This is a genomic window from Pradoshia sp. Z6_59, assembly GCF_058267515.1.
This window is the reverse complement of the sequence record NZ_JBZCPP010000007.1, coordinates 74,577-99,195: the sequence shown is the minus strand read 5'-3', so window position 1 is coordinate 99,195 and position 24,619 is coordinate 74,577. Positions and strand designations below refer to the sequence as shown.

Below are 24,619 nucleotides of genomic sequence, written 5' to 3'. Positions count from 1 at the left end.
TTCATTTCACCTCTAGAATTTGTTCATCATGTCCTTGATTTAGGAGTAAACTAGTAAAATCTTGATCAACATTATATACACCGAATACCTTGGCACGGAGTAAGATTTTTTTCGCCCAATAATAATGGGGTTTTATTTCATTCATTTTATTTTCATACATGCTTTTTAAAACCCCTGCTTCCCCTTCGCGGTTTGCTAGGATGCTTATCGCATCTATATATTCTTCATGTGTAATGGTATACAAAGAATGCACTGCTTTAATATGCGTAGGATGTATAATGGTTTTTCCGTTAATTCCATTCAATTTATCGAGGAGGACTTCGTTAATTAATCCATCTAAATATTCATTGATTAATTCAGTCCGCTTTACTAGACCGGAGCTGCCATATCTTCTTTGAAAAGGGGATACACGCAGTGTTGGTTTTAAGATACGGTTATCTTTTGAGAAGAACTCCCAAACTGGCCCGGAAACTACATATTCATCACCTTGTCTGGTAAAGAGATTGATAATATCCGTGATACAATCTCTAATCACCGACACATCATAAATAGTGGTGTCTACTTTTCTCCGTATACCAAATAAACCAGAAAAATCAGTAGCTCCTATCCGGATGTTTAATATATATTTCTTATATGAATCCAGTAATTCTTTTATTTTTAATAGAGCAACCATTCTGGTTTCTTTATAAATAATTTCAGCTGACTCCAATATAGGCATACCATATAGTAAGCTATTGTTTTTATTGAGTTCATCCAGGATTGCTAAAAATTCTTTCCCATTTTCAAAATTGAATTTTGGGAAAACAAATCCTGTCAGAATGTACAAATAATCGTTAATTAGTTTAGTTATTCGTCTCATTTGGATTGGATCCCGCACTCTTATAAAAATAAGCGGCAGTTCATCCATACTTATTTTGTTTTCCTCAAGATGCTCAGATAGTATACAGAGATGTTCCAATAATTTGTTTTCAGCATCCACAACTATACAATCAGCCACTGAGTCTTCCAAATCAATCACTAATGAAGTAAGCTCTTGATACTTTTTATTAATGATATCCATTGCAATATTTTCTTTTATAGCAGGCATATAAAGAGTGGCCCCAAGGGCATAAGCAAGAACCTCTTTATCTGTGTATTTCGTAAAAGGCTCCGGTTCCATATAAAAAATCTCTTTCATTTTTATGGATGATTCATAGCTGAAATGTTGCATTCTTATGCTCCTTTCATATAAAAATAAAGACTACTGTTTACGAACACAGTAGCCGTCTTTAATTTAAGCCAGATCTTATTATTTATCTTTAGATGCAGCGATTTCCGTGTTTTTATCAACATTTTTACCTTTATTGATATAATGAATGATAAAAGTTGCGAGAAAAGCGACAATGATAATCGCAAAAAATACATAATGAGATACATGAAACCCAAAAACACTTGCAAACATTTTTGCTGAAATAATCCCAATAAGTATAAATGCAGTAGTTTCGAGTTCAGGTACCCGTTCAATTAATGTTAAGAATACACCGGCAACCGTACGCATCATTAGGATTCCTAACATACCGCCAACCAAAAGCACCCATACTTGATCAGATATCGCAAACGCAGCTAAAATAGAATCCACTGAGAACGCAATATCCATTAATTCTACTGAAACAACCGTGCTCCAAAATACTCCGATTGTACGTGTAAGCCATGAATTCTTATTAAATTGTTTCACGCCGTCTTCGCCATCTCCGGCTTTTGACCTGAAATGCTGGATTACGATCCATGCTAAGTACGCAGCACCTAAAACTTTAATGAACCAAAATTTAACGAGGTATACGCCTATTCCAATAAATATGAAACGGAAGAAGTAGGCACCGAACATCCCATACATAAGTGCTCTTTTACGTTGTTTTTCAGGAAGATGCTTTACTAAAACAGCCAGAACAAGGGCATTATCAGCGGATAATAATCCTTCTATTATTACTAAGGAACCAATTAGTCCCCATGCTACAGGATCAGTTAATACGTCCGCCCACATGTCCAAGTCAAAGAATAAAGCATACGTACTTAAGATTTGTTCTAAAATTTCCAAAGTGTTAACCCTCCGTTGTATATCTTAAAAATAATGGGGGAAAGAAATAATTCCCCCTAACTAATCACTAATTCTTAAACGCTTAAGCCATATGCTTTAACCAATGAGTGTAACCCGCCTTGATAACCGGAACCAACCGCATTGAACTTCCAATCAAGATTATGTCTATAAATCTCACAAAATACGACAGCTGTTTCAATACTGAAATCTTCTCCAAGGTCATAACGTAAAACCTCAGCGCCCGTATCTTCATTTACTAGACGTACAAAAGCGTTGGTAACTTGTCCAAAATTTTGACGGCGATTTTCAGCATCATGAATCGTTACTGTAATAGCAATTTTGTTTACATCAGCAGGGATTTTAGAAAGATCGATTTTGATTTGTTCATCATCGCCATCCCCTTCTCCAGTTCTGTTATCTCCAGTATGGGTAACGGAACCGTCCGTACTTTGAAGATTATTATAAAAAATGAAATCGAAATCGTTACGGCATTTGCCGGAAGCATTTAAGATGAATGCAGAGGCATCCAAGTCAAAATCTTGACCTCCATCAAAATTTTTAACATCCCATCCTAAACCTACAACGATTTTTTGTAATGTTGGATCATTTTTAGTCAGATCAATACGTTGACCTTTACTTAGTTGGATAGCCATGTGCAAAATCACACCTCTCAAATTCGTAAATTACTATTTAATAAACGAATGTTATTATCCTATTTGTAATCCATAGTCATTGCATAGAGCAGCTAAACCGCCTTGATAACCGGAACCGATCGCACTAAATTTCCATTCTCCTTGATGGCGATATAATTCACCTACAACAACGGCAGTTTCAATGCTAAAATCTTCTCCCAAATCATATCTGATCAGTTCTTCATTCGTTTCTTCGTTCACAATTCGAATGAATGCATTTGAAACCATACCAAAGTTTTGACTTCTGGAATCAGCATCATGGATGGTTACAGCAAAAGCAACTTTTTGTATACTTTGAGGAATACTTTGGATTGAGATTTTAACCTGTTCATCATCGCCGTCACCTTCTCCAGTTAAGTTGTCACCCGAGTGAGTTACGGAACCAGCACCACCTGTTGTATTATTATAGAAAACAAAATCTTCTCCGCCGGATACTTTTCCGCTTTCATTCAAAAGAAATACGGATGCATCAAGGTCAAAATCGTGTCCGCCATCATATTTATTTACGTCCCATCCTAAACCTACGATTACTTTTGTTAAACCAGGATTTGTTTTTGTAAGATCTACTTTTTGTCCTTTTGATAATGAAATTGCCATTTTAATTCCCTCCAGTATTTTAATTAAAATTTATTATTGATATTTGCTGCAAATCTCCGATAGACTGCTATCTTTTGTTCCATCACCAATAGCAGCAAACTTCCATTCTGAATTGTGACGATAAATTTCGCCTGTAATCAATGTTGTTAATCCAGCATAATTATCGGATAAATTAAATCGAACTAATTCTTCACCTGTATCGTGATTCATAACACGTATATAAGCATTCTCAATCATGCCGAAGTCTTGTTTTCTTTGAACACAGTTATAAATGTTTACGACAAAAACTAATTTGTTGTATGTATTAGGAACGGATTTTAAGCTGATTTTAATGGTTTCATCATCACCATCGCCATCCCCAGTTAAGTTGTCTCCTGAATGAATAACAGAACTACACGCACTTTTTTTATTCCCAAAATATACAAGATCTTTATTGTTCTGTAATTTATCTGCACTCAGCATAATAACTGATGCATCACAGTCTACATCGGCACTTCTGCTAAAGAAGCCGCCTTTTTTCTTTACTGGATCCCAGCCTAAACCAACCATAATCGTATTTAGATTCGCATTACCTTTTGTCAGGTCAATTCGTTGTCCTTTTTGTAAGCTTATAGCCATTAACGTTCTCTCCTTCTTTCATTTTGGATTTTCTGTATAGTAGCCATGGGTGAAACAACGAATATTTACATAAATCAATAAATTTCGTTAGTTAATATTTACTAGTTTATGAATTCATTAACTAGTAAAGCGCTATATATTTACTATAATAACTAAAAATACCTTACATTTACAACTTTTTATATTAATTTCCATGAGATACTTTATATTTGTCGAATTTTTAGGCGTTTTGTATTATTATCTCTTCCAGTTATAACCTTTTATTCTTCTTTTCCCTGGATGCTTTTCATCAATTTAGACTCTTCATTTACAGGAAATAAAGATTACTAATTTAGTAAGTACTAAATATCGTCATACCGGCAACAATATACATTCAATAAATGAATATATATAGTAAAACTAAATGATGGTGGTATATTGCCGTTATGATAGACATTAATAGCAGGACATTGAGGTCTAACTAGACAGGAATTACCCATTAACTGAAAAATAGTAGTTATTGATGGTGGAAAGAATCTTTATGAAAGGAGTAGAGGTTGAATGAAGAGGATTTTAATTGCTTTAGTGATTGTATTATCTGCTGGATGCAGTAACTATCCAAACATTAAACAGCCTGAGGTAGGAAGATTACCTTTACACAACATTGAAGAAAGCAACTTCATTAGGATCTGTACCGATACAGCCGCAGATATTAAAGCCTCCTCACATGAATTGGAAATGACGTTAAATCAAATAGACTTCAAAGATACGCAGTGGAAAAATGAACTGCAATCAATAGTAGCTAATTTGTCCTTTGCCACAAACTATTATGCACTCGAAACTACTAAAATGAGTGATGAATTAATCAGCAAGTATACAAAAACGATAACCACCTACGAAGAAGGAATTACAACCATCAGAGTAGTCATTGATTTGATTAAACATTGTTTGGAGTCGTTCAATAAGGAAGAGCTATTAAAAACTACCCCTTTGTTGGAGGCAGGCAATGTACAAATTAAACTGGCATTAGAGAAATTAGAACAGGAAGAAAAGTAATAAAAGTACTAATGATTTAGGGGAAATATGTATAACAGATAAGTTGGATACAAAGAATATTTACTCTCATCACTCTTTCTCATGTTATGAGTCTTTTAGCTGCAAAAAAAGAGATTATTCATCTGAATAACCTCCCTTCTTCTACATGGATTCCATTTGAGTAGCTTGCTTATCTATGTCCTTATTATATTTTTGCACCACCATATAAACGAATACTAAGCCAACCAATTCCCCAAGAGAAGCAGCTATGGCACCCGCTCTTCCATTTAATGAAGGGAACAGGACAACAAATGTCACTAAAATAATTACAACCGTAATCAGATTATAAAGTTGTGGCTTTAACATAGCCCCTGTTTTCTTGTTTAGCATTAAAATGCCGCCAAAGTAATCCACCCAAGGAAAAACAAAGGTTTTTATAATAAAGAATTGCAGCACCTGCAATGTCTCTTTAGCCAATGTACCGGTTGTGCCAAAGATGGTATCCATAAACCAGAAGCCTGCAGGTGTATAGCATAATATAAGCAATAACGTTGTAGGAACTATACTAAAAATCACAATACACTGAAAGACCGCTTTTTTGTTTGTATCATGAAATTGAAGAACGACCTGATGGGTGTACATAAAAAAGCTGATGATCAAATTCGTTACACTAAAGGCAAGAGCAAAAGAAGCTATTCCGAGATTAACATTGTCAATAAAGCTTAAACAAGCATAAATGATAGGTGTTACAAGTGTTTGAAAGGATAAGTAAAAGACCAATGGCGTATAAAACTTTCCAATCTCTTTTTGGGTCAATGGTTGTTCATCTTCTTCATCCAGTTTGTCTGTCTTTATTAAACGATGGCCTCTCCAAATACTGATTACACATTCGATTAACATACCAGTTAAAAAAATGATGGCTCCGGCTATGCTTGATAGTAAATCCGAATAATGGATGAAATACAATGCGATTGCAATCATACCAATGAGGCGAATAATCACACCATAGGTCACCCATTTTGTTTCAAGATGATTAATCATAATTCCTTGATATAACGTACGGATACCTGATAGTAAAATTACGACTGCTAATACCTTAAATGTATTCATTAAAGCTGACAAATTTTCAGGTTCTGCATTAAATAAATGAGTGAATAGCCATTCTCCAAGCGGTGAAAACGCAATTAACATACAAATAAGCATTAAAGCAACAATGATTTTTATAAAAAAAGAGCAAATAGCCTGGAAGGTCGACTTCCCTTTTGCTAACGCTGAGCTTGTTTGTCTGAATACTAGTGCCGGTCTTTCCATAATACTAAACAGTGAAAAAGCAATTGCATAGTTGGATATAATGACCTCCGCTGCTTCAGCTCGACTAAGTGTCCCGTTAATAATAACGTGAGATACCGAAGTCAAACTAGCTGACAAAGCCAATGGGATAAAGAATAACAATATTTTCCCTAATGTATATTCCGCTGATGCTTTTTGTTGTTTCATGTCGTAACCTCACTTCTTTTCGATCAAACAATTTATAACAAAACTAATATGTTCACTCTCATGCGGAAACTGAACAAATCATCAAGCCATTCATGCTGCTCATTAAATTAGATTATTCCTCCCAAGCGGGAATCGTCTATCTAAACGCTCTATGCATATGTATAAGCCGAATTTGCAAAGAATAAAATAGAGCACCTTTAATTTATTTTTTATTAGAAGGAGATATATTTATGTCCTTTCCCTGGTTTAAGAAGAAAAAAACAGAATTATCTGGAACATTAACTGAAATGAAAAAGATGCTTGATCAAAATAAGAAAGTAATACACAAAATGACGCATGAAGATGAAATGATTTTAAGAATGATACGTGAAAAAACAAGCTTGGCCAATCAGAATAATATTACCAGGACTAAAGCCTATCTTTCTTTTTATCAAAACCATCCAGAGATCCACTGGCCATTTCTTGCCCATATGGTTTCCAGAAATGCCGGATGGAATATGACTGACTTAAAGGGTACTTGTTTATCAAGATTGCTGGAGAAAAAGGAAGCTGCAACATTCTTTTTATTTTTAGAACGGGGCAATTGGTTGATTTTTAATGATGCCTATCCTCAATTACTCATGTATGAAGAATCACTTAAATACGGTCGGAATCTCTCCTACTTATTGCCTCATTTATTTGTTTCAGCGTATATGGAAACGGTTTGGACTTACTTTTGGCAATATAAAGATTCAGCTCTTCTAACGGTGGCGCTTATCATAAATGAACAAAATCATTTAGAAGAAACACTCATAAAAGAACCCAATATCCATAATCAGGTACTTGTAAAACCCGAATTTTCTCTACAGGATCATTTATCGATGAATCAAATTCTCTTTCCTTATTTGAAAAATAATACGAAGATCAGTTTTGTGGGTAAAACGATCCATCACTTTGAACAGCTCGATAGCCGAATTCAAATTGGAAAGGATTTGTATACGTGTTTATTTGATGATAGTAGTTTGAAAAAAATTGAACAATGGGCATTAAATACGCCGCATACAGGCTCAAGAAAGGATTATTGGCCACATCTTTTTAATGATATAAATGAAGAATTTCCAGGAAAAAAGTATAAAGTTCGATTAAGAGAATGCAGGCTGCTATCTGGGTCTCCTCACTTTTATAGCCCTTCACTCTCATATGTATGGAAAGACGTCTCGCACTCGCCACCTCAATATACAGAATGGTATAAGGATTCAATGATTGTAAAGGAAATGGTTCCAAGTATGAATCAAACTATTGAAAATGTAGAAGTTGATTATTGTAAAACACTGGAGAAGTTGGAGATGGCATGTATGGCAAAGAATGTATTCCCTCTTTTTTAAATTATGGTTAATATCTAAGGTTTCCCAGCACTGTTATAGTGAATACTCTTAATAAAAAAATATACCACTATGAATCGTATAATTCACAGTGGTATATCAAAATGACTTAATTTGATCTTTCTTTTATTAATGAAAACTCAGGATCAACTGAAACTTTTTGCAGAGGCACTGCCAAAGATATCCCCTCTTTTTCTAACAGCTGCATGATACTTAAATTGATTTGATGTTTAATTTGGACATGTTCTTCCCAAGCAGTAGTATTTGTAAAGAAATAAACTAGTATTTTTATATAATGATCTTTAAATTGATCGAAGGCTACGACAATGGTGTCCTGATGAACACCTTGATGTGAGCGCAGCAAATGTTTAATTTCCTCTATTAGATTATCAAGTTGATCTGTCTCCCTTTGGTAGGCGACGTCCAAATGAAAATCGATTTTTCGTTTTCCCATTCGACTCCAGTTCGTGATTGCATCGCTGGCCAGCGTAGCATTGGGTACAGTCACTAACGCCTGGCTGAATGTACGAACCTTTGTACTTCTAAAGTTTATATCCTCCACAGTTCCTTCAACATTAGATGTTAAAATCCAATCACCGATAGAAAAAGGTTTTTCTGTGACGATTACAATTCCGCCAATTAAATTACCAACAGCGTCTTTAGCTGCTAAGGCAAAAGCTAAACCACCCAAACCAAGACCGGCTACCAATCCATTTACGTCATAATCAAATTCTTGACCGATAATACTAATGCTGATGGCTACGATAATCACTCTCATGGCTCTGGATATAAAGGGAATGAGGATCAAATCGATTTTTTGATTCATTTTCTCATTAATATTTAATAAAATACCTTGTGAAGGTGAGGACAAATTAAATAATCCCCAGGTAATCAAAAAGATAATCATTGAACGCAATAATTTTAAGAAAAAAGGATTATGTTGATTGATGAATGGAAAGTACTTTACCCCTATGTACAGACCAATGATAATAAACAGCCAACTGATCGGTTTTTCAAAGCTTTTAAAAACTTGAATAAATAAATCATTTGGCTTATCCTCTCTCAATTTTAATATCAACTGAAAGACATACTTCGTAACTAGCTTCCTAAAAAGGATGAATAGCAAAACAATCCCTAATGCAATCCCAGTGTTAACCCATTTCTCATAGTCTCCTTCATATAAAGTGACCATTAACTTGTAATCTAACAAACGATCAAATCCTTTCTGTCTTGATTGAAGTTCTACTACCAAGTCAGAATTTTTATCCATATTATGAAACATCATGTAAGTAATACGCATTATTTTACCCTGATTTTCAATAAAATGAAAATAATGTGTCTTCAAACGAAGAGAGTTTCAACAAGTATGAAAGTTACATCAGCAATTTACGATATTTATATAAAAAATATAATTCTTTTCCAATTATGATAGGATATTACTTCATTTAATGTTAAAATGTTGAATAATTCTAAATATACAGATAAATTTACCTAATTGGAGATGATTGTCATGACTGAAATGCGTAGTAATATGATAAAAAAAGGAATAGATCGCGCTCCACATAGAAGCTTACTGAGAGCGGCTGGTGTAAGTGAAGAGGATTTTGGAAAACCATTCATCGCGGTTTGCAATTCCTATATTGACATCGTTCCTGGTCATGTACATCTGCAGGAATTCGGAAAGATTGTAAAGGAAGCAATCCGTGAAGCGGGTGGGGTTCCGTTTGAATTCAATACTATTGGTGTCGATGATGGGATTGCTATGGGCCATATCGGCATGCGTTATTCTTTGCCGAGTCGTGAAATTATTGCGGATTCTATTGAAACAGTCGTATCAGCGCATTGGTTTGATGGAATGGTTTGTATTCCAAACTGTGACAAAATCACACCTGGTATGATGATGGCTGCTCTTCGTGTCAATATCCCAACTATTTTCGTCAGTGGCGGACCAATGAAAGCTGGTAAAGATAAAGATGGCAACTCCCTCTCCCTCACTTCCGTTTTTGAAGGTGTCGGTGCCTATCAATCCGGACAAATTGATGAAGAGCGACTGCAGGAGCTTGAACAGGTCGCCTGTCCAACATGCGGTTCATGTTCCGGAATGTTCACCGCGAACTCAATGAATTGCTTAGCGGAAGGCTTAGGTTTAGCTTTACCTGGTAACGGGACAATCCTTGCCGTTGCAGAGGAAAGAAAGGATTTTGTCAGACAATCAGCCAAACAGCTGATGCAGCTCATCAAAACAGACATTAAACCGCGTGATATCGTGACCATCGATACAATTGATAATGCATTTGCTCTTGACATGGCCATGGGTGGTTCAACGAATACAGTCCTTCATACTCTCGCATTGGCTCATGAAGCTGGATTCGAATACCCGATTGAGCGTATTAATGAGATTGCCAGCCGAGTCCCCCATTTGGCAAAAATAGCGCCGGCATCTGATTATCATATTGAGGATGTACATAATGCCGGTGGTGTCAGTGCTATTATTAATGAATTGCTGAAAAAGCCGGGTGCTTTAAACGGAGAATGTATAACTGTCTCTGGCCAAACATTGAGAGAAAACGTGCTGGGCTGTGAGATTTTAGATTATGATGTAATTCGTCCTTTAAGCAATCCACATTCTGAACGTGGCGGCTTGGCTGTACTGTTTGGCAATCTTGCACCAAATGGTTCAATTATTAAAGTTGGAGCGGTCGATCCCGAAGTTGGCGGCTATCACAGAGGCCCTGCTATTTGTTTCGATTCTCAGGAGGATGCTTTATCAGGTATCATTACCGGTAAAGTAAAAGAAGGAGATGTAGTCGTCATTCGTTATGAAGGCCCAAAAGGCGGTCCCGGTATGCCGGAAATGCTTGCTCCTACCTCGCAAATTGTCGGAAGAGGATTGGGCGCAAAAGTAGGCTTAATTACAGACGGACGTTTTTCAGGTGCCTCAAGAGGAATCAGCATTGGCCACATATCACCTGAAGCGGCTGAAGGCGGCCCCATTGCCTTTGTTGAAAATGGCGATATCATTGAACTCGATATGAATAAACGTACCATTCAACTGGAGATCTCAGACGAGGAATTTGAAGTCCGCCGAGCGAATTGGAAAGGTTTTGAGCCAAAGGTCAAGACCGGCTATCTGGCACGATATTCGAAACTCGTCACTTCCGCCAGTACGGGAGGCGTTATGAAAATTTAGTGATGAAAGGGGTATAAACTGCGGTTTATACCCCTTTTTTTGTCTTTTTATAAGGCTATTTCTTAAGCCAACTACTATTATTTCACAATCGCTCCGATAATAAAAATAGCTAATACTCTGATTTGCAATCATCCTCGCTGGCTCTATTTTGACTAGCCGTTTATGATTTACGAATTACCATTTTGTATATATCAAGATACCACAGCCTCAAACAGCTTCAACTAACTCCTCTCTAAAAAAACAACTTTATTAGTTTTTCATATTCCAACTTCCTTTAATGCTATTTATTTAGTATTCTGACCTGCAATTATAAATTTATCCCCATTACAATAAAGCCGTCTTTTCTATTCCGCTTCCGTCAATATGTCACATTAGTAAAAAACAATCTTCTCAAATATTTAATCGTTGGCCCTTTTTTGGTATAGAAAACACCTAAGTTTTTGTGCTGTCATATTTGCTTATTTCATCCAAATCATTTTCCTTAAGATATCGTTAAATAATATTGTCTTATATCATTATTATCCTCCCATTATAGCATTGACAGCCTTCCCCTTCCTCACAAACCTTTTTTCAAGTGACTACACAGACAACAGTTTATTTTTAATTTTATTCTGATGACAAATGTATATAAAAGGATTTAAAATAATTATATAAATATAATTATAAAGGAGGATTTACAGTGAAAAAACTAACATCTATTTTTTCTGCCTTTATCGTTTTATTACTTGTTTTATCTGCGTGTGGGAACGAAGATACTAAAGAATCTAAAAAGGATAGCGTTGATCAAGCGTTCTTAAAGGATATAGAAAAAGCTACTGCCGCACGTTGGAAGCTTGCTGATAAGGAAGTAACTGAAGAAACTGATGAAAAAGAACATTATACAAAACTTGTTAGTTCTGAAACTGACATATTAGCAAAATATAATGATAAACAGTTCAATGATGTAAAATTACAAGCCCTAGCTGAAAAATATTTAGAGGGGTTGGAAAAACAAAAAGAAGCAGTGAAATATATAAATGTAGATCTGGATAAATATAGTACTCTTTGGTCTGAGGGGTATGATTTACGTAGTACGGTCCTATTACAACTCCAGGAAGAATATAATATTAAGTTGGATGAAGATGGATTTGCTGACTTAAAGACGAATGCACAAATTGTAAATACAGAAAAAGAATACAAAACTAAAATTGATGAAATGATTAAAAACATAAAATTTGCTCCAACTAAGGAGCATGATTGGTATGAATATAGTGCAGTTGTAGAAAATACATCTGGAGTAGCCATGGATTACTTAGAATTAGAGATTGATTTAATGGACAAGGACGGTGTAGTTGTAGATACAGCACAAATTTATCACTCTAATGTATGGAAACCAAATCAAAAAATCAAACTAGAATTCCAAACTGATAAGGAAGTCAGTAAGATGGAATGGACTGCGGACTACGATATTATAATTGAATAATTAATTAAGAGCCTATTCTATTCTTCCTATTAATAGAATAGGCTCTGTCTATGTCTTAGAATAAAAATGCAACATTTTTAAAGAAGTGCTTTTTACATTGTATTTTTTAAAATGAATGCTGAAACTGTATTGGTTCATGCAAAGAAAAATTAGCTTTATATAAAGTAATATTTCCGGATGGCGGCAAAGAGCTGTTTGAATTGTCATGGAAGTTTTTGTCCAATGATATTGTCCATTTTGCTTCATCATTTTTAACTAATACAACGGCTAGGGTTCCAAATTGGACAACTTCTTCCCAAGTATAATCACTAGATTCCTCTTCTACCCTGATATGAATTCCTTGTGTATCTACCAGGATTTCTCCTCGGTAACTTATCCATTTACCTGATAGAGTTGGACCTACATTTTTATAATTTCGATCTCCTCTGTATCCATATGTCCCAATATACTGATGAACTTTATTATCTTTCGCTTTATATGTAACTGCCGCAACATCATCAGCCAGCCATTTGACGGAAAAGTCTCCTTTTGTCTGATAAGGAAGTGTATCCTTTTCACGAGCAAAAAGATGATAATAGACTCTAAAATAGCGCGTTTCTCCAGTAAGTTTATTCTCTTTCATTAATAATGTATGTGTTGAGTCAGGCGAAAGACTCCGAATGGTGTTTACTTTTGATTGATCATAAACGATCAGGATTATATGCAATAAGGTAAATAAAAGAATGACACTTATGCCAATCATCATTTGTTTTTTTGTAAAAGAAGAGAACAGCCATTATGCTAGACCCAAGAAAATTACTCCTTTTAAAATTTATTCTCCCTATCATTTTTTCATAATATGGAAATAAAGTGAAGATAAAAAAACAGTATATGAAACTAGCAAGTCTAAATAAACACAAATTTAAATCGATTAATCAACATTGAAATGAATTAATTTTCAAAATATATTGAATATATAATTCAACTAATTTAGAATTTATATATATTCCAAAAAAATGGAGGGGATGGAATGAAAGATCTTTATTCGTTTGAATCGATAGAAACGTTATCTATACAAGTAGAATCTTCACCTATTTGGGAAGTCATCCTTGGTATAGCTGGCTATACTCATGAAAAGATGCGGCATACCTTTGAGCAGGAAGCCATATGGTCCTCTTGGGAAAACAAACTGCCAATATCTCTTGCTAAGGATTTAAAAGAAATCGAAAATACAAACCTTTGGTATGGGCTTATAATGCTACAAGCAAAATTTTCTTCATCCTCTATTCACGAGTTTCTAGATGCTTTGGCTGAAATTTCGCCAAATACTTTTTACGAAACTGTACTACCTTATAAAAATCGGGTCTGTGAAGAATCCCGTATAAAAACAGCGACGAATTATAAGGAAAAGCATTTGTTTACAGAGTATAGTAAACATTTTTCAGATCATGATTATTTGGAAGACTACGTTCTTAATCTCGGTAAATATAAATTCAAAGAGATATGTGCCCTCTATCAAGCCATTATAGATGGGTGGCATCATTGGGTAAGCAGCTTCGAGGAATGGAGTAAATGGCTAAAAGCACTGGAATTTGAAGAAAAACAGCATCAATCATTGGAAGCAAAGAATCCAACTGAGATCATAGAGCAAATTAGCGGCAGAGCGAATTATATACCGGAACCTTCCGTATGGACTGTTAAGATGGTCCCTCATGTTTCTTACCGACCATGGATACTCGAAATTCGCACAGTAGATACCAAACTGATTTTCTTTCCAGTGAAAGAAGACTATTTTAGGCAATCAGATGTCCCTTCACAGGAATTAATTACTGGCCATAAAGCACTTGGGGATGAGCTTCGATTAAAGCTGCTTTATCAATTAATTAAAGGTCCAATGTCCCTGCAGGGATTAAGCTTCCAATTTTTAATTTCAAAGACAACTCTGCATCATCAGCTTTCCATTTTAAAATCGGCTAAATTTATTCGTGCAGATAAAGGAATCTATTCAATTAATGCCACTCAGCTTAAAGATTTTTCAACTAAGCTATTTCATTATTTGGGTAACTCTTTATGAAAAACTATTCAAAATCGTTTAAAGCACTTTGGATTGGAGAAATTGTTTCTGAATTAGGTGGAGCAGCTGGTGGAATTGTCAATGGATTGCTACTATATGAATTGACCGATTCGAAAGAATGGATGGGTATACTTTGGCTGATTTATTTTATCCCTTCGTTAATTTTACAATGCATCAGCTCTCCATTCTTAAATTACATGGTTAAAGAAAAGCTTTTGCGAAATATACAGCTGATTCGCTCATTCGCTTATTTACTTCCCTTATTGGGTTTTATTTTTCTCTCAGAGAATGGCGCTATTATCGGTTTATTCATATTGCAATGCTTACTGGGTTTAATGCAGCCTATTTATGTAAGTCTCTCTTTCTCCCTTCTTCCGGAGCTTTGTGAGGACAAGGAACTGGTAAATGCTAATGCATTATTGGACGGCACACTTCGTCTTATGAGCTTTCTCGCACCGGGAGCTGCCTCCTTATTTTTATTGTTCATCCCCATTCACTTCATCTATGTCTTTTCTGCAATTATGTTCTTTATAAGCTTTCTTTCTCTTAAACGTCTGCCAGAGAATACTAAACAGACCGTATCTGCCTGGACAAAGCGATTTTGGTGGAAAGAGATGAAGGAAGGATATAAAATGTTTTTTCAATATCCAGGTCTTTTCCGATTGACGCTTCTCTCTTCTACCGTTCAATTTGCCGTGGGAGCCACGATGGTTTTAAGCGTCCCTTTTATTAGAGGAAGCTTGGACGGAGAATATTGGGAGTATGCGATCTTTTCTGCAGCCTTTCCTGTTGGGTATGTTATTGGCACATGGGTATTAATAAGACTTCCTAAATCCCCTTTGTTCATGTACATCGGTTTAATGGGTGGAGGCTTATCTTTTATATTATTATTTTTCACACATTCCATTCCTTATGCATGGTTGTGTGAACTAAGTGGAGGTATATTATTTCCTTTGTTTAATGCACAAAGTGCCGCCATGTTTCAAAAAGGTGTAGCAAAAGAACGTTTAGCACAATTGAGCTCCGTTCGATTATTTTTCCTCCGGCTCACTATGCCATTAGGAATTCTGTTTGCCTCCTCTCCATTTTGGGATTTAGGGGTAAGGCCGGTATTTCTAATAATCGGAACGATCATTTTTGTTCCCGGTTTATTTTACTTTTTTATAACTCTCAAGAACACAGGAAGCACATCCTTTATACAAGTAAAGTAAAGGATTGAATGATAAGTAAACCGAGGATTCCAGATGTGATTCTCGGTTTATCCATTGAATGATTGAGACAAAAACCATAAACACCAGCCCTTTTTATGAACTCTATTGCCTCCTCCTTTATGGCTGAACATCAAAGAAATAACTTCCTTATCTATTGATTCTTTATGCCTAAAATTACAGACAATGTTACTGTTTCTTTATATTCTCCCGACTGACAAACATCTAGCAGGGCTTCTCTAAGCTCCTGTTCAAATTTTTCCACATTATTTTCAAGAAATCGTTTTGAACCGAAAGAGGTGGAATATAGTTTTCCGAGTATTGATTCAACGTTCCAAATGATTTCGTATGTAGGTAATTGGTGAATCTCTAAATGAAATTTTGAGTTAGTTAGTACTTCCTCATGCAACAATATTCTTACAATTATTCAATCTTTGTCGCCCTATAAATCGGCGGGAAGGATTCGTCCACATGATTTATCCAAACTCTGACCTTTTGTCCGTGTTTCAGTTTGCCGGTGTAGGTGCTTTGGTGAATGGAAAGCCTGCGGACGTTCTTGTATTTGGCGCGGATTTCGCGAAGGGTTAATTCCCGTCGTCGTCCTTAAAATTTGAATCCAGCACAATATGGGTTGACCCGTTATTACCAAGAATAATAGTACCTTCGATTCCAGGACCTTTGTTTTCGTCGATGGTTTGAAAGATGATGATGGCGACCAATCCGAACGAACCAACTGAAAGAATCCACTTCCACTTTTTGCTCATACTACCACCTCCTATCTCTCTTTTATCAATAATTCCGCATTGCGTAAACATCCTTTTGTCGTAAATCTTCGCAGATAGAGAGATTACGGTCAAAAAAAAGACCGATTCCCATTAAGAGAGTCGATTTTAATTCTATGCAGTTAATCCAAAAATCACCTATTAAGAATAAAAAACAAGCGTATGTGCAAAATGACACATACGCTTGTTTTTATAATTTATCTGAAGTGACATTGCTATCAATTAGCTGTAGCTGATATTGCTGAATTATATCGGTTAACATTTTACTGTATATTTTTTCGCCTTTTTCATTCTCAGCCGTACTGTAGCCGGCATCCTCCAATGCTTGAGCCTGTTCCATATAGGTGTTAGCCTCAAAAAGGCCATGCTTTTCATAACGTTGATTTTCTTTTAGAAATGCACCATGGTCATCGATGGACTCATCAATCGAATTATAGGCTCTGAAATCACTTTTCGTTTTTTGATTATGAAATTCCGTTGTGTCCATGCTTGCAACGGCCCCATCCCAGTTATGGCCTTTAATGCCAAACAAGTTATTATACTTCTGAGACAGTCCTGATTTTCCCCATTCAGATTCCAGGATAGCCTGCGCAATTGTAATGGATGGCAATATACCATATTCCTTATAATTATCTACAGCGGCACTTTCTATTTTAGCAATAAATTCATATTGATTGCTTTTATTACCTTTTTTAAATGAATCCAAGTAGGTTATATAGGATTTCACCTGAGATTTCTGTTCATCTGTATAATTTAACGTATCCATTACTTCTTCAATATTTTTAAGCTTATATTCGTTTCCTTCTCTTTCGATAAACAGATTAGTTGTTTGTTCGATATTGTAAGGCGCTGCAGTGTCTATATTATATTCAATAGCTGCAATAGCAGCGACATTTTGCCAGTTGGCCTGGACTTTTCCTTTACTTGCATCATCCACTATTGACTGAATTTCCTTCATTCGATCATTCGTAATAAAAGTCTTTTGCTCAGTCGGGAACATTTTCCAAAGAACAAATATCATAAACGCAATCATTGCGAAGAATACTAACTTTAAAGGTTTCATTTGATTTTCTCCTTTTGACAATTCGACATTTAACCGGAAGAAAGTCAGGATAAGCAGTAGATAACTACTATAAACGTTATCTAGTACGTTATCAAATTATATTGTATCAAATTGAGGAAAACTTTAAATGAAAGTTTCTTCAATAATATGTAATGGTTGGTAATCTATTAGAATAAACTCATTGTTTAGTACCCATCATCACCTCTTTATCTAAATACAGAATAATAGTTTGGATAGAAAAAACCATGAAATTTTTATTTCGACTAAAAATATTATCCTGTTATTAAAATCTAATATTTTAAATTTTCTGAATTAATATTGCTTTTGAACTTTCAAATCTTTATAATCTTCCTTAGATATAATATTAGAAACTTTTCTGCATCCATTAATGTAAGCGTATACACCATACTGAAGGAGTGATCTTTATCGAATCTATTTTAAAACCTGCCATAATTTTGACAGGCGGGTTTAGTGGAATACAGCTTATGGAGACAATCCAAAAGCTGCAAATCAAGAAAGCTTTTATCATGATTTCAGGAAAGCTTTACAAAGATGCGAAAACGCATCTCTTCTCAAAGCTTGAAAAACAAGGGATATCGTTTCAACTCTATATTTGCGACAAAGGTGAACCAACCTTCAGTCAGGTGAGAAAAACCACCCATACAGCTCTCTCAGAAGGCTGTGATGGTGTTGTGGCAATCGGTGGTGGCAGTGTAATTGATCTCGCTAAGGCCGTTTCCGTCTTTGCCATTAATTCAGAGCATACTTTACTTACCACCCAGCAAGAATCCAAAATTAATCGTCTTCCCTTGATTGTCATACCAACCACAGCCGGTTCAGGATCAGAAGCAACAAAAGTTATGGTCATTACTGACGATGAAACTGGCATTAAACGCAATCCCTCTCATCCAAGTTTTGTACCGGATGCGGCCATATTAGATTCCTATTGGATCAAGAAATTACCGCCGGCCATCTCCGCATATACAGGCTTAGACGCACTTACCCATGCAATGGAAGCTTATGTTTCAACAAAAGCAACTGAATTAACAGACTTCTATGCTCTTCAAGCCTTCAAGAAAATCACCAACGCCCTTCCAAACGTTTACATAAAAACAAATGAACAACAAGCCTATGATGATATACTGATCGGCAGTTTATATGCTGGAATAGCATTCTCAAATTCATCAACTAACTTAGCACACGCCACAGGCAGAGCCTTAGGGACAAAATATAAAATCCCCCATGGTTTAAGTGTTGCACTCCTGCATCCATTTGTAATTGACTTCGGAATTGAAGATGCAGAAGATCGTTATGCAGAACTAGCCGTTGCTATTGGACACAACCCCAATGAAAGCAAATCAGCCCTGGCCAGAAAAATACTTAAACTGGTCTATCAATATAATGAGCAGTTTCAAATTTGGGAGACAGGAAGACCATACATCCCAACGGAACAAATGTGTTCCTCACAAATAAAGGAATTAACGGCGCTCACTCTTTGCGGCAATGGTATTGACACAAACCGCAGGATTCCAACTCAAGAGGATATTGAAAAGATTTTTCATCAATTATTTCAAGTATTGAACCCTGATTTGATTCATCAATATAATCGTAATGATTAAGGAGGAATATTATGGCTGAAATGAGTGGCGGCGAAGTCATCGCAAAAATGCTAAGCCTTGAGAATGTTGAAAAATTATTTGGCATCATTGATGGAACTTATTTTGGATTCTATTCAAACTTACAGAACCATGGTATTGAATTGATTTCTCCACGTCATGAGACGAGCGCAGCCCACATGGCTGGAGCCTATGCCAGATTGACTGGTAAGCTTGGAGTTTGCATGGCCAGCAATGGGCCGGGAGTAGCCAATATCCTTCCTGGACTAGTTGTCGAGCAGGCAGAAGGTAACCGGGTGCTTGTGATTACCAGTGCCAGGCGGACCGGCATCATGTACCCAGACCGTGGAGGTACCTATCAATGCTTTGATCAGACAGCAGTGATTGGCCAGATTGCGAAATGGAGCGAAGCAGTTCCTTCATTCGATAGGATTCCAGAAATGCTCCGCACCGCCTTAAGAAAATGTTTCGAAGGACGCCCAGGAGTCGTTCATCTTGATATACCGGAAAATATTCTCAATACGAAAGTGAAATGTGACCTTTCATTTTGGAGGGCTAGCCAATATCGTGTAACCCAGCCACCTGAACCAAATAAACAACAATTAGATGAAACGGTTGAACTGCTTATATCAGCTAAATTTCCTGTTATTCATGCTGGCAGTGGAGTCATTCATGCACGCGCCTTCAATGAGCTTGAGAAGGTTGCGGAATTATTACAATCGATGATTACAACAAGTTGGGCCGGACGAGGCGCTATTTCAGAGAATAACCGCCTTATGCTACCAATGGTTCATATTGAGGCTAATAACAAGGTTCGCAATGAAGCAGATGTGCTTTTAGTGCTAGGCTCAAGGATAGGAGAAACAGATTGGTGGGGAAAAGCACCTTACTGGAACAATAACCAAAAGGTAATTCAAGTCGATTTAGATCCTTCTATTCTCGGTGCAAATAAGCCAACTGAGGTCAGCATACTCTCAGATGTAAAAATCTTTTTAGAAAAATTATATCAACGACTTCTTCCCTTCAAGGATCAATTGAACTACCTTCAGCGCGAAGCATTGCTATCCAAATACCTTGAAGATAAGCAAAAGCACAGGGATAAGCTTAACGAACATCTAAATGATCATGCCACTCCGATGAACTCAGCTCATATTCCTGCTATATGCAGTGAGGTATTTCCAAAAGAATCACCACTTGTTATTGATGGCGGAAATACAGCCATTTGGACAAATTTCTATTATAAGGTTAGAGAACCGGGAACAGTCATTTCGACATTTAAATTCGGGATGCTCGGGGCAGGTGTCGGTCAGGCGCTCGGCGCAGCTGCTGCTAAGCCAGATGTACCTGTCTGCTGCATCATTGGAGATGGAGCAATGGGCTTTCATCCACAAGAGATTGAAACAGCAGTGCGGAATGGCTTGCATATTATCTATATCGTTCTTTGCGACCGTCAATGGGGAATGGTAAAAATTAATCAGCATATAGCCATGAAGCCAATTAAGACCTTAATCAAGAAAACCCTCAGCCCTGAAGAAAGCATTAATACAGACCTGGGCAATATCAATTTTCAACAGTTAGCTGAAAGCATGGGTGCACATGGGGAATATGCCAATAATCCAACTGAATTCCGCGAGGCCCTTGAGCGATCAATCCGAAGCGGGATTTGTTCGGTTATTCATGCTGATGTAGATCCAGTCAAGCATATGTGGGCACCAGGCTTAAAATATTTTAAAGAAATGCATGCTGAACCAAGGGGTAAATAGCATGAATATCGATGATATCCAATTAAATTTCAACGCAACTTCACTGACAATTATGAATATCTTAATCGGGTTTATCATGTTTGGGGTCGCTTTGGACTTAAAATTGGCAGATTTTAAGCAAAGTGTTAAAAACCCAAAACCGGCTATAATCGGGCTGTGTTGTCAATTCGTCTTGCTTCCGGCATTTACGTATCTACTCGTTCTTATCATACAGCCAAGACCAAGTATCGCTCTAGGATTATTTTTGGTAGCTGCTTGTCCGGGCGGCAATTTATCTAACTTCTTGACTTACTTAGCTAAAGGTAATACCCCATTATCCATCAGCATGTCGGCTATTTCAACCGTACTGGCTATTTTTATGACTCCCTTTAACACCTTGCTTTGGGGTTCTCTTTATGGACCAACAGATAGTTTGCTCAAATCCTTTACTATCAGTCCGCAAGACTTGCTAGTGACAATCTTTCTAATGCTCGGGTTACCGCTTGCTATCGGGATGTATATCAATCATAAATATCCGGAAAAAGCCCAGCAAATCAACAAATGGGCGAAAAAAGCTTCCATTGTTTTCTTCCTAGGCTTTGTCATCGTTTCACTGGCAGCAAATTTTAAATATTTTATTGAGTTCATTGGGATGGTTGCGATCATTGTATTTATTCATAATTTACTTGCCATAGTCATTGGTTACACCACTTCCTCGCTGTTAAGGCTTCCGATTGCTGATCGTCGGGCCATCTCGATTGAGGTCGGGATCCAAAACTCAGGACTAGGACTTGTTTTGATCTTTAATTTCTTTGACGGACTAGGTGGTATGGCCATAGTAGCTGCCTGGTGGGCAATCTGGCATATTATATCTGGGCTTACCATTGCTACTTATTGGTCAAAGCGGCCACCTCATAAAGAAACCGTCCAAGAATCAGCCAGGAGTGTGAAAACATGAATGTACTCATAACAGGCGCGGCAGGTTATTTAGGAAGCCTTCTTGTCCAACGACTATCTGTGGCAGAAAAAAACGGGAAACCTATTCACATTATCGCTACTGATATTCAAGAAAAGCCTATATTTTATTCCGACACTACCATAGAATATGTACAGATCGATATCCGCTCAGAGGATGTACATAAGGTTATGGCCACATATCATATCGATACGGTCGTCCACCTGGCTTCTATCGTTACACCAGGAAAAAAGAGCAACCGTGAACTGGAATATTCCGTTGATGTTCTCGGTACAGAAAATATTCTAAAGGCTTGCGTCAGCAATGGCGTGAAACGTCTTATCGTCTCCTCAAGCGGTGCTGCATATGGCTATCATCCAGACAATCCTGATTGGATTACAGAAGATGTGCCGATTCGGGGCAACAAGGAGTTTGCATATTCCTATCACAAAAGGTTGGTTGAACAGTTATTAGCTCAATATCGTCAAACTCACCCAGAGCTGGAACAGGTCATCTTCCGAATAGGTACCATCCTTGGCGAGACAGTGAACAATCAGATTACCGCTCTGTTTGAAAAGAAAGCCTTAATTGGCATCTCTCGATCTGATAGCCCATTCGTCTTTATCTGGGATCATGATGTCGCTTGCTGTCTCGAACGGGCCGTTACAGGTGATGTGACAGGAATCTTTAATGTTGCTGGTGATGGTAAGCTAACAATCGATGAACTTGCCTATATATTATACAAGCCAGTCATACGGATCCCTGCATTAGTCGTAAGATGGGCTCTTTATATCTTAAAACGATTATCCCTAACTCAATATGGAGAGGAACAGGTTAACTTCCTTCGCTATCGACCTGTTCTAGATAACACTAAACTGAAAAACATTTTTGGATATACTCCAACTTATACAACAAGAGAAGTATTTGAATACTACCTGAAGCACAATGCTAAAATGAAAAGTCAACGTCATCAGTACCGAATTGATGTGAAATCATACAATTAACGTATTTATTTCATTATAATACGGTAACCTTAATTGATAATTTACAAATGGGAGCAGATGCTAAAAGTTCTAAGATAAGTCAAGATGAAATTACATCTTAGTGCTAAGTACTAAACTTAAAGTCAGGTTCGCCAATTGAGATTACTTGCAATTATCTCGACTAAAATGTATATAGGCAACAAGACATGTATCAGTTCTTAAAGAAGGGTGGTTATACGTTTGTTACAAGCCTTTTGGGTTCTATAACTAAAAGGCGTTTTTTTATTTAATAACAGTTTTCCTAAAAAAAATTCTCTTTGTGTCCTACTTAAATTTCAAATAAAGTCCCATTTAACGCTTGTATATATCGCTCAGCAGATTTTTGAACGGCTAGTTTGGCATCCTTCTGAATGATACGATGAAAAGCGTTGTAAATCCGGTCAAAGTTCATTTTGGCTACTTTGTCGGCTATATCCATTACTTTTTTAGCAGGCAAAGGAATCAAATTGGGATAACTATACATAAAACTAACCCATTTCCGATCAGCCACCACCTGAATAATATCTCCAGTCAACAAAATTCCTTTATGATGATTTCCTTTATTCCATTCAAGGACAGTGCCACCTTTAAAATGGCCACCTAATCTGTGAAGGATTAATCCTTCAGACAACTTTAAAGATTCTCCTGACCAAAATACAATTTTTTCACTTTTTCTTAATACCCACTCCTGGTCGTCTTCGTGTATATAGATTGGGATATCAAAGGCTTCAGCCCATTCTATCTGACTGGAATAGTAATGAGGATGTGACAATGCAAGTGCATTTAAGCCACCCATTTTTTTTATTTTATCGACGGTTAATTGGTCAATATAAGTAATACAGTCCCATAATAATGTAAAATTATCGCTTTGAACGATGTATGCTGTTTGACCGATACCAACATCTGGTTCTGTTTTCATACTGTACAAATCTTTTTCTTCATACTTTATTTCATTTTTAAATTGTTTTGAAGATAGCATCTCTTCCATTGTTGTCCACTGCTGCCCATTAGGATTAATATACTGTCTTTCCTCACTGCAAATTAAACATTTCACCGGTGGGTCATTTAAGCAGTCCGTTTGTGTCCCGCAAGTTGTACAAATGTAAAGTGTACTCATTTTTATATCACCATCCCTTTAATTTGGTTCAGTTGTTTATGTGTTAAGTATATTAATTACCAAGAATTTTTACGTCCTGACAAAGGATGATATGATCTACAACTTAAGTCGCAAGTACTCCTGTATTCGTTAGATAAATAAAAGAGACCAGTTTCTATTTAACTGGTCCCCGTTCATTTGTTTCTTATTTAATTAGTGTCTTCTGAGCCCTAAAAAACTCAGTAAATGCTGCATTAATTTCCTTCGTTACTCTGAACTTGGATTTGCATCCAGTACAGCTATAGCGGAAGCCCCCTTTTTTTACATCCAAAAAGCCTATGAACATAAATATCGGGATTAAATACCAACCTGGCATTGGGATGCAGCATGCAATCAAAATAGCCAAAAACATCATATCAGAGACAGTAATTAGTTTTTTCACTTGATTTCCTTGGCATTTTCCGCATTTTACAATTTGTTGATCATTCATTATAATTCCTCCCTCTCATAATAATGAAAGCGCTTTATAAGTAGAATTAGACATAAAATAAATAGTTCGTTTTGATAAAACGTATTC

General features: G+C 36.5%; 23 protein-coding genes. 10 read left to right on the top strand and 13 right to left on the bottom strand.

What is annotated here, in order from left to right; all coding sequences use genetic code 11:
• Window position 1: 1 nt before the first annotated feature.
• The 5 genes from AC4D4B_RS09370 to AC4D4B_RS09350 form a co-directional block, all read right to left on the bottom strand.
• A complete protein-coding gene (locus AC4D4B_RS09370) occupies window positions 2-1,210 on the bottom strand; it encodes an HpcH/HpaI aldolase/citrate lyase family protein (RefSeq protein ID WP_490999773.1) in 1,209 nt (402 codons plus the stop codon).
• A 78-nt stretch (window positions 1,211-1,288) separates the two neighbouring features.
• Window positions 1,289-2,074 (bottom strand): TerC family protein, encoded by a 786-nt coding sequence (locus AC4D4B_RS09365; RefSeq protein ID WP_490999772.1) that lies wholly within the window; start codon window positions 2,072-2,074, stop codon window positions 1,289-1,291.
• A 74-nt stretch (window positions 2,075-2,148) separates the two neighbouring features.
• On the bottom strand, window positions 2,149-2,727 hold the full coding sequence (locus AC4D4B_RS09360) for a TerD family protein (protein ID WP_490994510.1): 579 nt from the start codon (window positions 2,725-2,727) through the stop codon (window positions 2,149-2,151).
• Between the two features lie 54 nt (window positions 2,728-2,781).
• Window positions 2,782-3,363 carry a TerD family protein gene (locus AC4D4B_RS09355; protein WP_066103765.1) on the bottom strand — a complete coding sequence of 194 codons (582 nt, stop codon included), beginning with the start codon at window positions 3,361-3,363 and terminating at the stop codon, window positions 2,782-2,784.
• A 33-nt stretch (window positions 3,364-3,396) separates the two neighbouring features.
• A complete protein-coding gene (locus AC4D4B_RS09350; RefSeq protein WP_490999771.1) occupies window positions 3,397-3,981 on the bottom strand; it encodes a TerD family protein in 585 nt (194 codons plus the stop codon).
• Window positions 3,982-4,521: 540 nt separating this feature from the next.
• On the opposite strand from AC4D4B_RS09350, the gene AC4D4B_RS09345 reads away from it, so the two are divergent.
• On the top strand, window positions 4,522-5,016 hold the full coding sequence (locus AC4D4B_RS09345) for a hypothetical protein (protein ID WP_490999770.1): 495 nt from the start codon (window positions 4,522-4,524) through the stop codon (window positions 5,014-5,016).
• A gap of 141 nt (window positions 5,017-5,157) precedes the next feature.
• Here AC4D4B_RS09345 and AC4D4B_RS09340 read toward each other — a convergent pair whose 3' ends face one another.
• Complete coding sequence (locus AC4D4B_RS09340) at window positions 5,158-6,492, bottom strand: multi antimicrobial extrusion protein MatE (RefSeq protein ID WP_490999769.1); 1,335 nt, start codon at window positions 6,490-6,492, stop codon at window positions 5,158-5,160.
• A gap of 230 nt (window positions 6,493-6,722) precedes the next feature.
• On the opposite strand from AC4D4B_RS09340, the gene AC4D4B_RS09335 reads away from it, so the two are divergent.
• Entirely contained in the window at window positions 6,723-7,856 is a 1,134-nt protein-coding gene (locus AC4D4B_RS09335; RefSeq protein WP_490999768.1) for a DUF2515 family protein, read from the top strand.
• A gap of 106 nt (window positions 7,857-7,962) precedes the next feature.
• On the opposite strand, the gene AC4D4B_RS09330 is transcribed toward AC4D4B_RS09335, so the two are convergent.
• Entirely contained in the window at window positions 7,963-9,123 is a 1,161-nt protein-coding gene (locus AC4D4B_RS09330; RefSeq protein ID WP_490994505.1) for a mechanosensitive ion channel family protein, read from the bottom strand.
• A gap of 231 nt (window positions 9,124-9,354) precedes the next feature.
• Here AC4D4B_RS09330 and ilvD point away from each other — a divergent pair, with 231 nt between their 5' ends.
• A complete protein-coding gene (ilvD, locus tag AC4D4B_RS09325; protein ID WP_490999843.1) occupies window positions 9,355-11,043 on the top strand; it encodes a dihydroxy-acid dehydratase in 1,689 nt (562 codons plus the stop codon).
• A 679-nt stretch (window positions 11,044-11,722) separates the two neighbouring features.
• A complete protein-coding gene (locus tag AC4D4B_RS09320; RefSeq protein ID WP_490994504.1) occupies window positions 11,723-12,505 on the top strand; it encodes an FxLYD domain-containing protein in 783 nt (260 codons plus the stop codon).
• Between the two features lie 106 nt (window positions 12,506-12,611).
• Here AC4D4B_RS09320 and AC4D4B_RS09315 read toward each other — a convergent pair whose 3' ends face one another.
• A complete protein-coding gene (locus tag AC4D4B_RS09315; protein WP_490999767.1) occupies window positions 12,612-13,250 on the bottom strand; it encodes a hypothetical protein in 639 nt (212 codons plus the stop codon).
• Between the two features lie 264 nt (window positions 13,251-13,514).
• On the opposite strand from AC4D4B_RS09315, the gene AC4D4B_RS09310 reads away from it, so the two are divergent.
• Together AC4D4B_RS09310 and AC4D4B_RS09305 are read left to right on the top strand one after the other, a co-directional pair.
• Complete coding sequence (locus AC4D4B_RS09310; protein WP_490999766.1) at window positions 13,515-14,558, top strand: ArsR/SmtB family transcription factor; 1,044 nt, start codon at window positions 13,515-13,517, stop codon at window positions 14,556-14,558.
• On the top strand, window positions 14,555-15,769 hold the full coding sequence (locus AC4D4B_RS09305; protein WP_490999765.1) for an MFS transporter: 1,215 nt from the start codon (window positions 14,555-14,557) through the stop codon (window positions 15,767-15,769). Before AC4D4B_RS09310 ends, AC4D4B_RS09305 begins: the two co-directional genes overlap by 4 nt.
• Window positions 15,770-16,189: 420 nt before the next feature.
• On the opposite strand, the gene AC4D4B_RS09300 is transcribed toward AC4D4B_RS09305, so the two are convergent.
• From AC4D4B_RS09300 to AC4D4B_RS09290, 3 genes are all read right to left on the bottom strand, one after another.
• Window positions 16,190-16,303 (bottom strand): DUF3221 domain-containing protein, encoded by a 114-nt coding sequence (locus AC4D4B_RS09300; protein WP_490999842.1) that lies wholly within the window; start codon window positions 16,301-16,303, stop codon window positions 16,190-16,192.
• Window positions 16,304-16,350: 47 nt separating this feature from the next.
• Window positions 16,351-16,530 carry a hypothetical protein gene (locus AC4D4B_RS09295; protein ID WP_490999764.1) on the bottom strand — a complete coding sequence of 60 codons (180 nt, stop codon included), beginning with the start codon at window positions 16,528-16,530 and terminating at the stop codon, window positions 16,351-16,353.
• A 208-nt stretch (window positions 16,531-16,738) separates the two neighbouring features.
• Window positions 16,739-17,611: a glycoside hydrolase family 73 protein gene (locus tag AC4D4B_RS09290; RefSeq protein WP_490994499.1), complete on the bottom strand. Its 873-nt coding sequence runs from the start codon at window positions 17,609-17,611 to the stop codon at window positions 16,739-16,741.
• A 416-nt stretch (window positions 17,612-18,027) separates the two neighbouring features.
• On the opposite strand from AC4D4B_RS09290, the gene AC4D4B_RS09285 reads away from it, so the two are divergent.
• Genes AC4D4B_RS09285 through AC4D4B_RS09270 form a run of 4 tightly spaced genes read left to right on the top strand, consistent with a single transcriptional unit; the run spans window position 18,028 to window position 22,928 of the window.
• A complete protein-coding gene (locus AC4D4B_RS09285; RefSeq protein ID WP_490999763.1) occupies window positions 18,028-19,230 on the top strand; it encodes an iron-containing alcohol dehydrogenase in 1,203 nt (400 codons plus the stop codon).
• An 11-nt stretch (window positions 19,231-19,241) separates the two neighbouring features.
• Window positions 19,242-20,990, top strand: coding sequence for a thiamine pyrophosphate-binding protein (locus AC4D4B_RS09280; protein WP_066103749.1), 1,749 nt, complete (start codon window positions 19,242-19,244; stop codon window positions 20,988-20,990).
• A 1-nt stretch (window position 20,991) separates the two neighbouring features.
• Complete coding sequence (locus AC4D4B_RS09275) at window positions 20,992-21,927, top strand: bile acid:sodium symporter family protein (RefSeq protein ID WP_140461476.1); 936 nt, start codon at window positions 20,992-20,994, stop codon at window positions 21,925-21,927.
• Complete coding sequence (locus AC4D4B_RS09270) at window positions 21,924-22,928, top strand: SDR family oxidoreductase (RefSeq protein WP_490999762.1); 1,005 nt, start codon at window positions 21,924-21,926, stop codon at window positions 22,926-22,928. Before AC4D4B_RS09275 ends, AC4D4B_RS09270 begins: the two co-directional genes overlap by 4 nt.
• Before the next feature lie 307 nt (window positions 22,929-23,235).
• Here AC4D4B_RS09270 and AC4D4B_RS09265 read toward each other — a convergent pair whose 3' ends face one another.
• Entirely contained in the window at window positions 23,236-24,063 is an 828-nt protein-coding gene (locus tag AC4D4B_RS09265) for an MBL fold metallo-hydrolase (protein ID WP_490999761.1), read from the bottom strand.
• A gap of 184 nt (window positions 24,064-24,247) precedes the next feature.
• Window positions 24,248-24,532, bottom strand: a complete 285-nt coding sequence (locus AC4D4B_RS09260; RefSeq protein ID WP_139891914.1) for a hypothetical protein — start codon at window positions 24,530-24,532, stop codon at window positions 24,248-24,250.
• Between the last annotated feature and the right edge of the window lie 87 nt (window positions 24,533-24,619).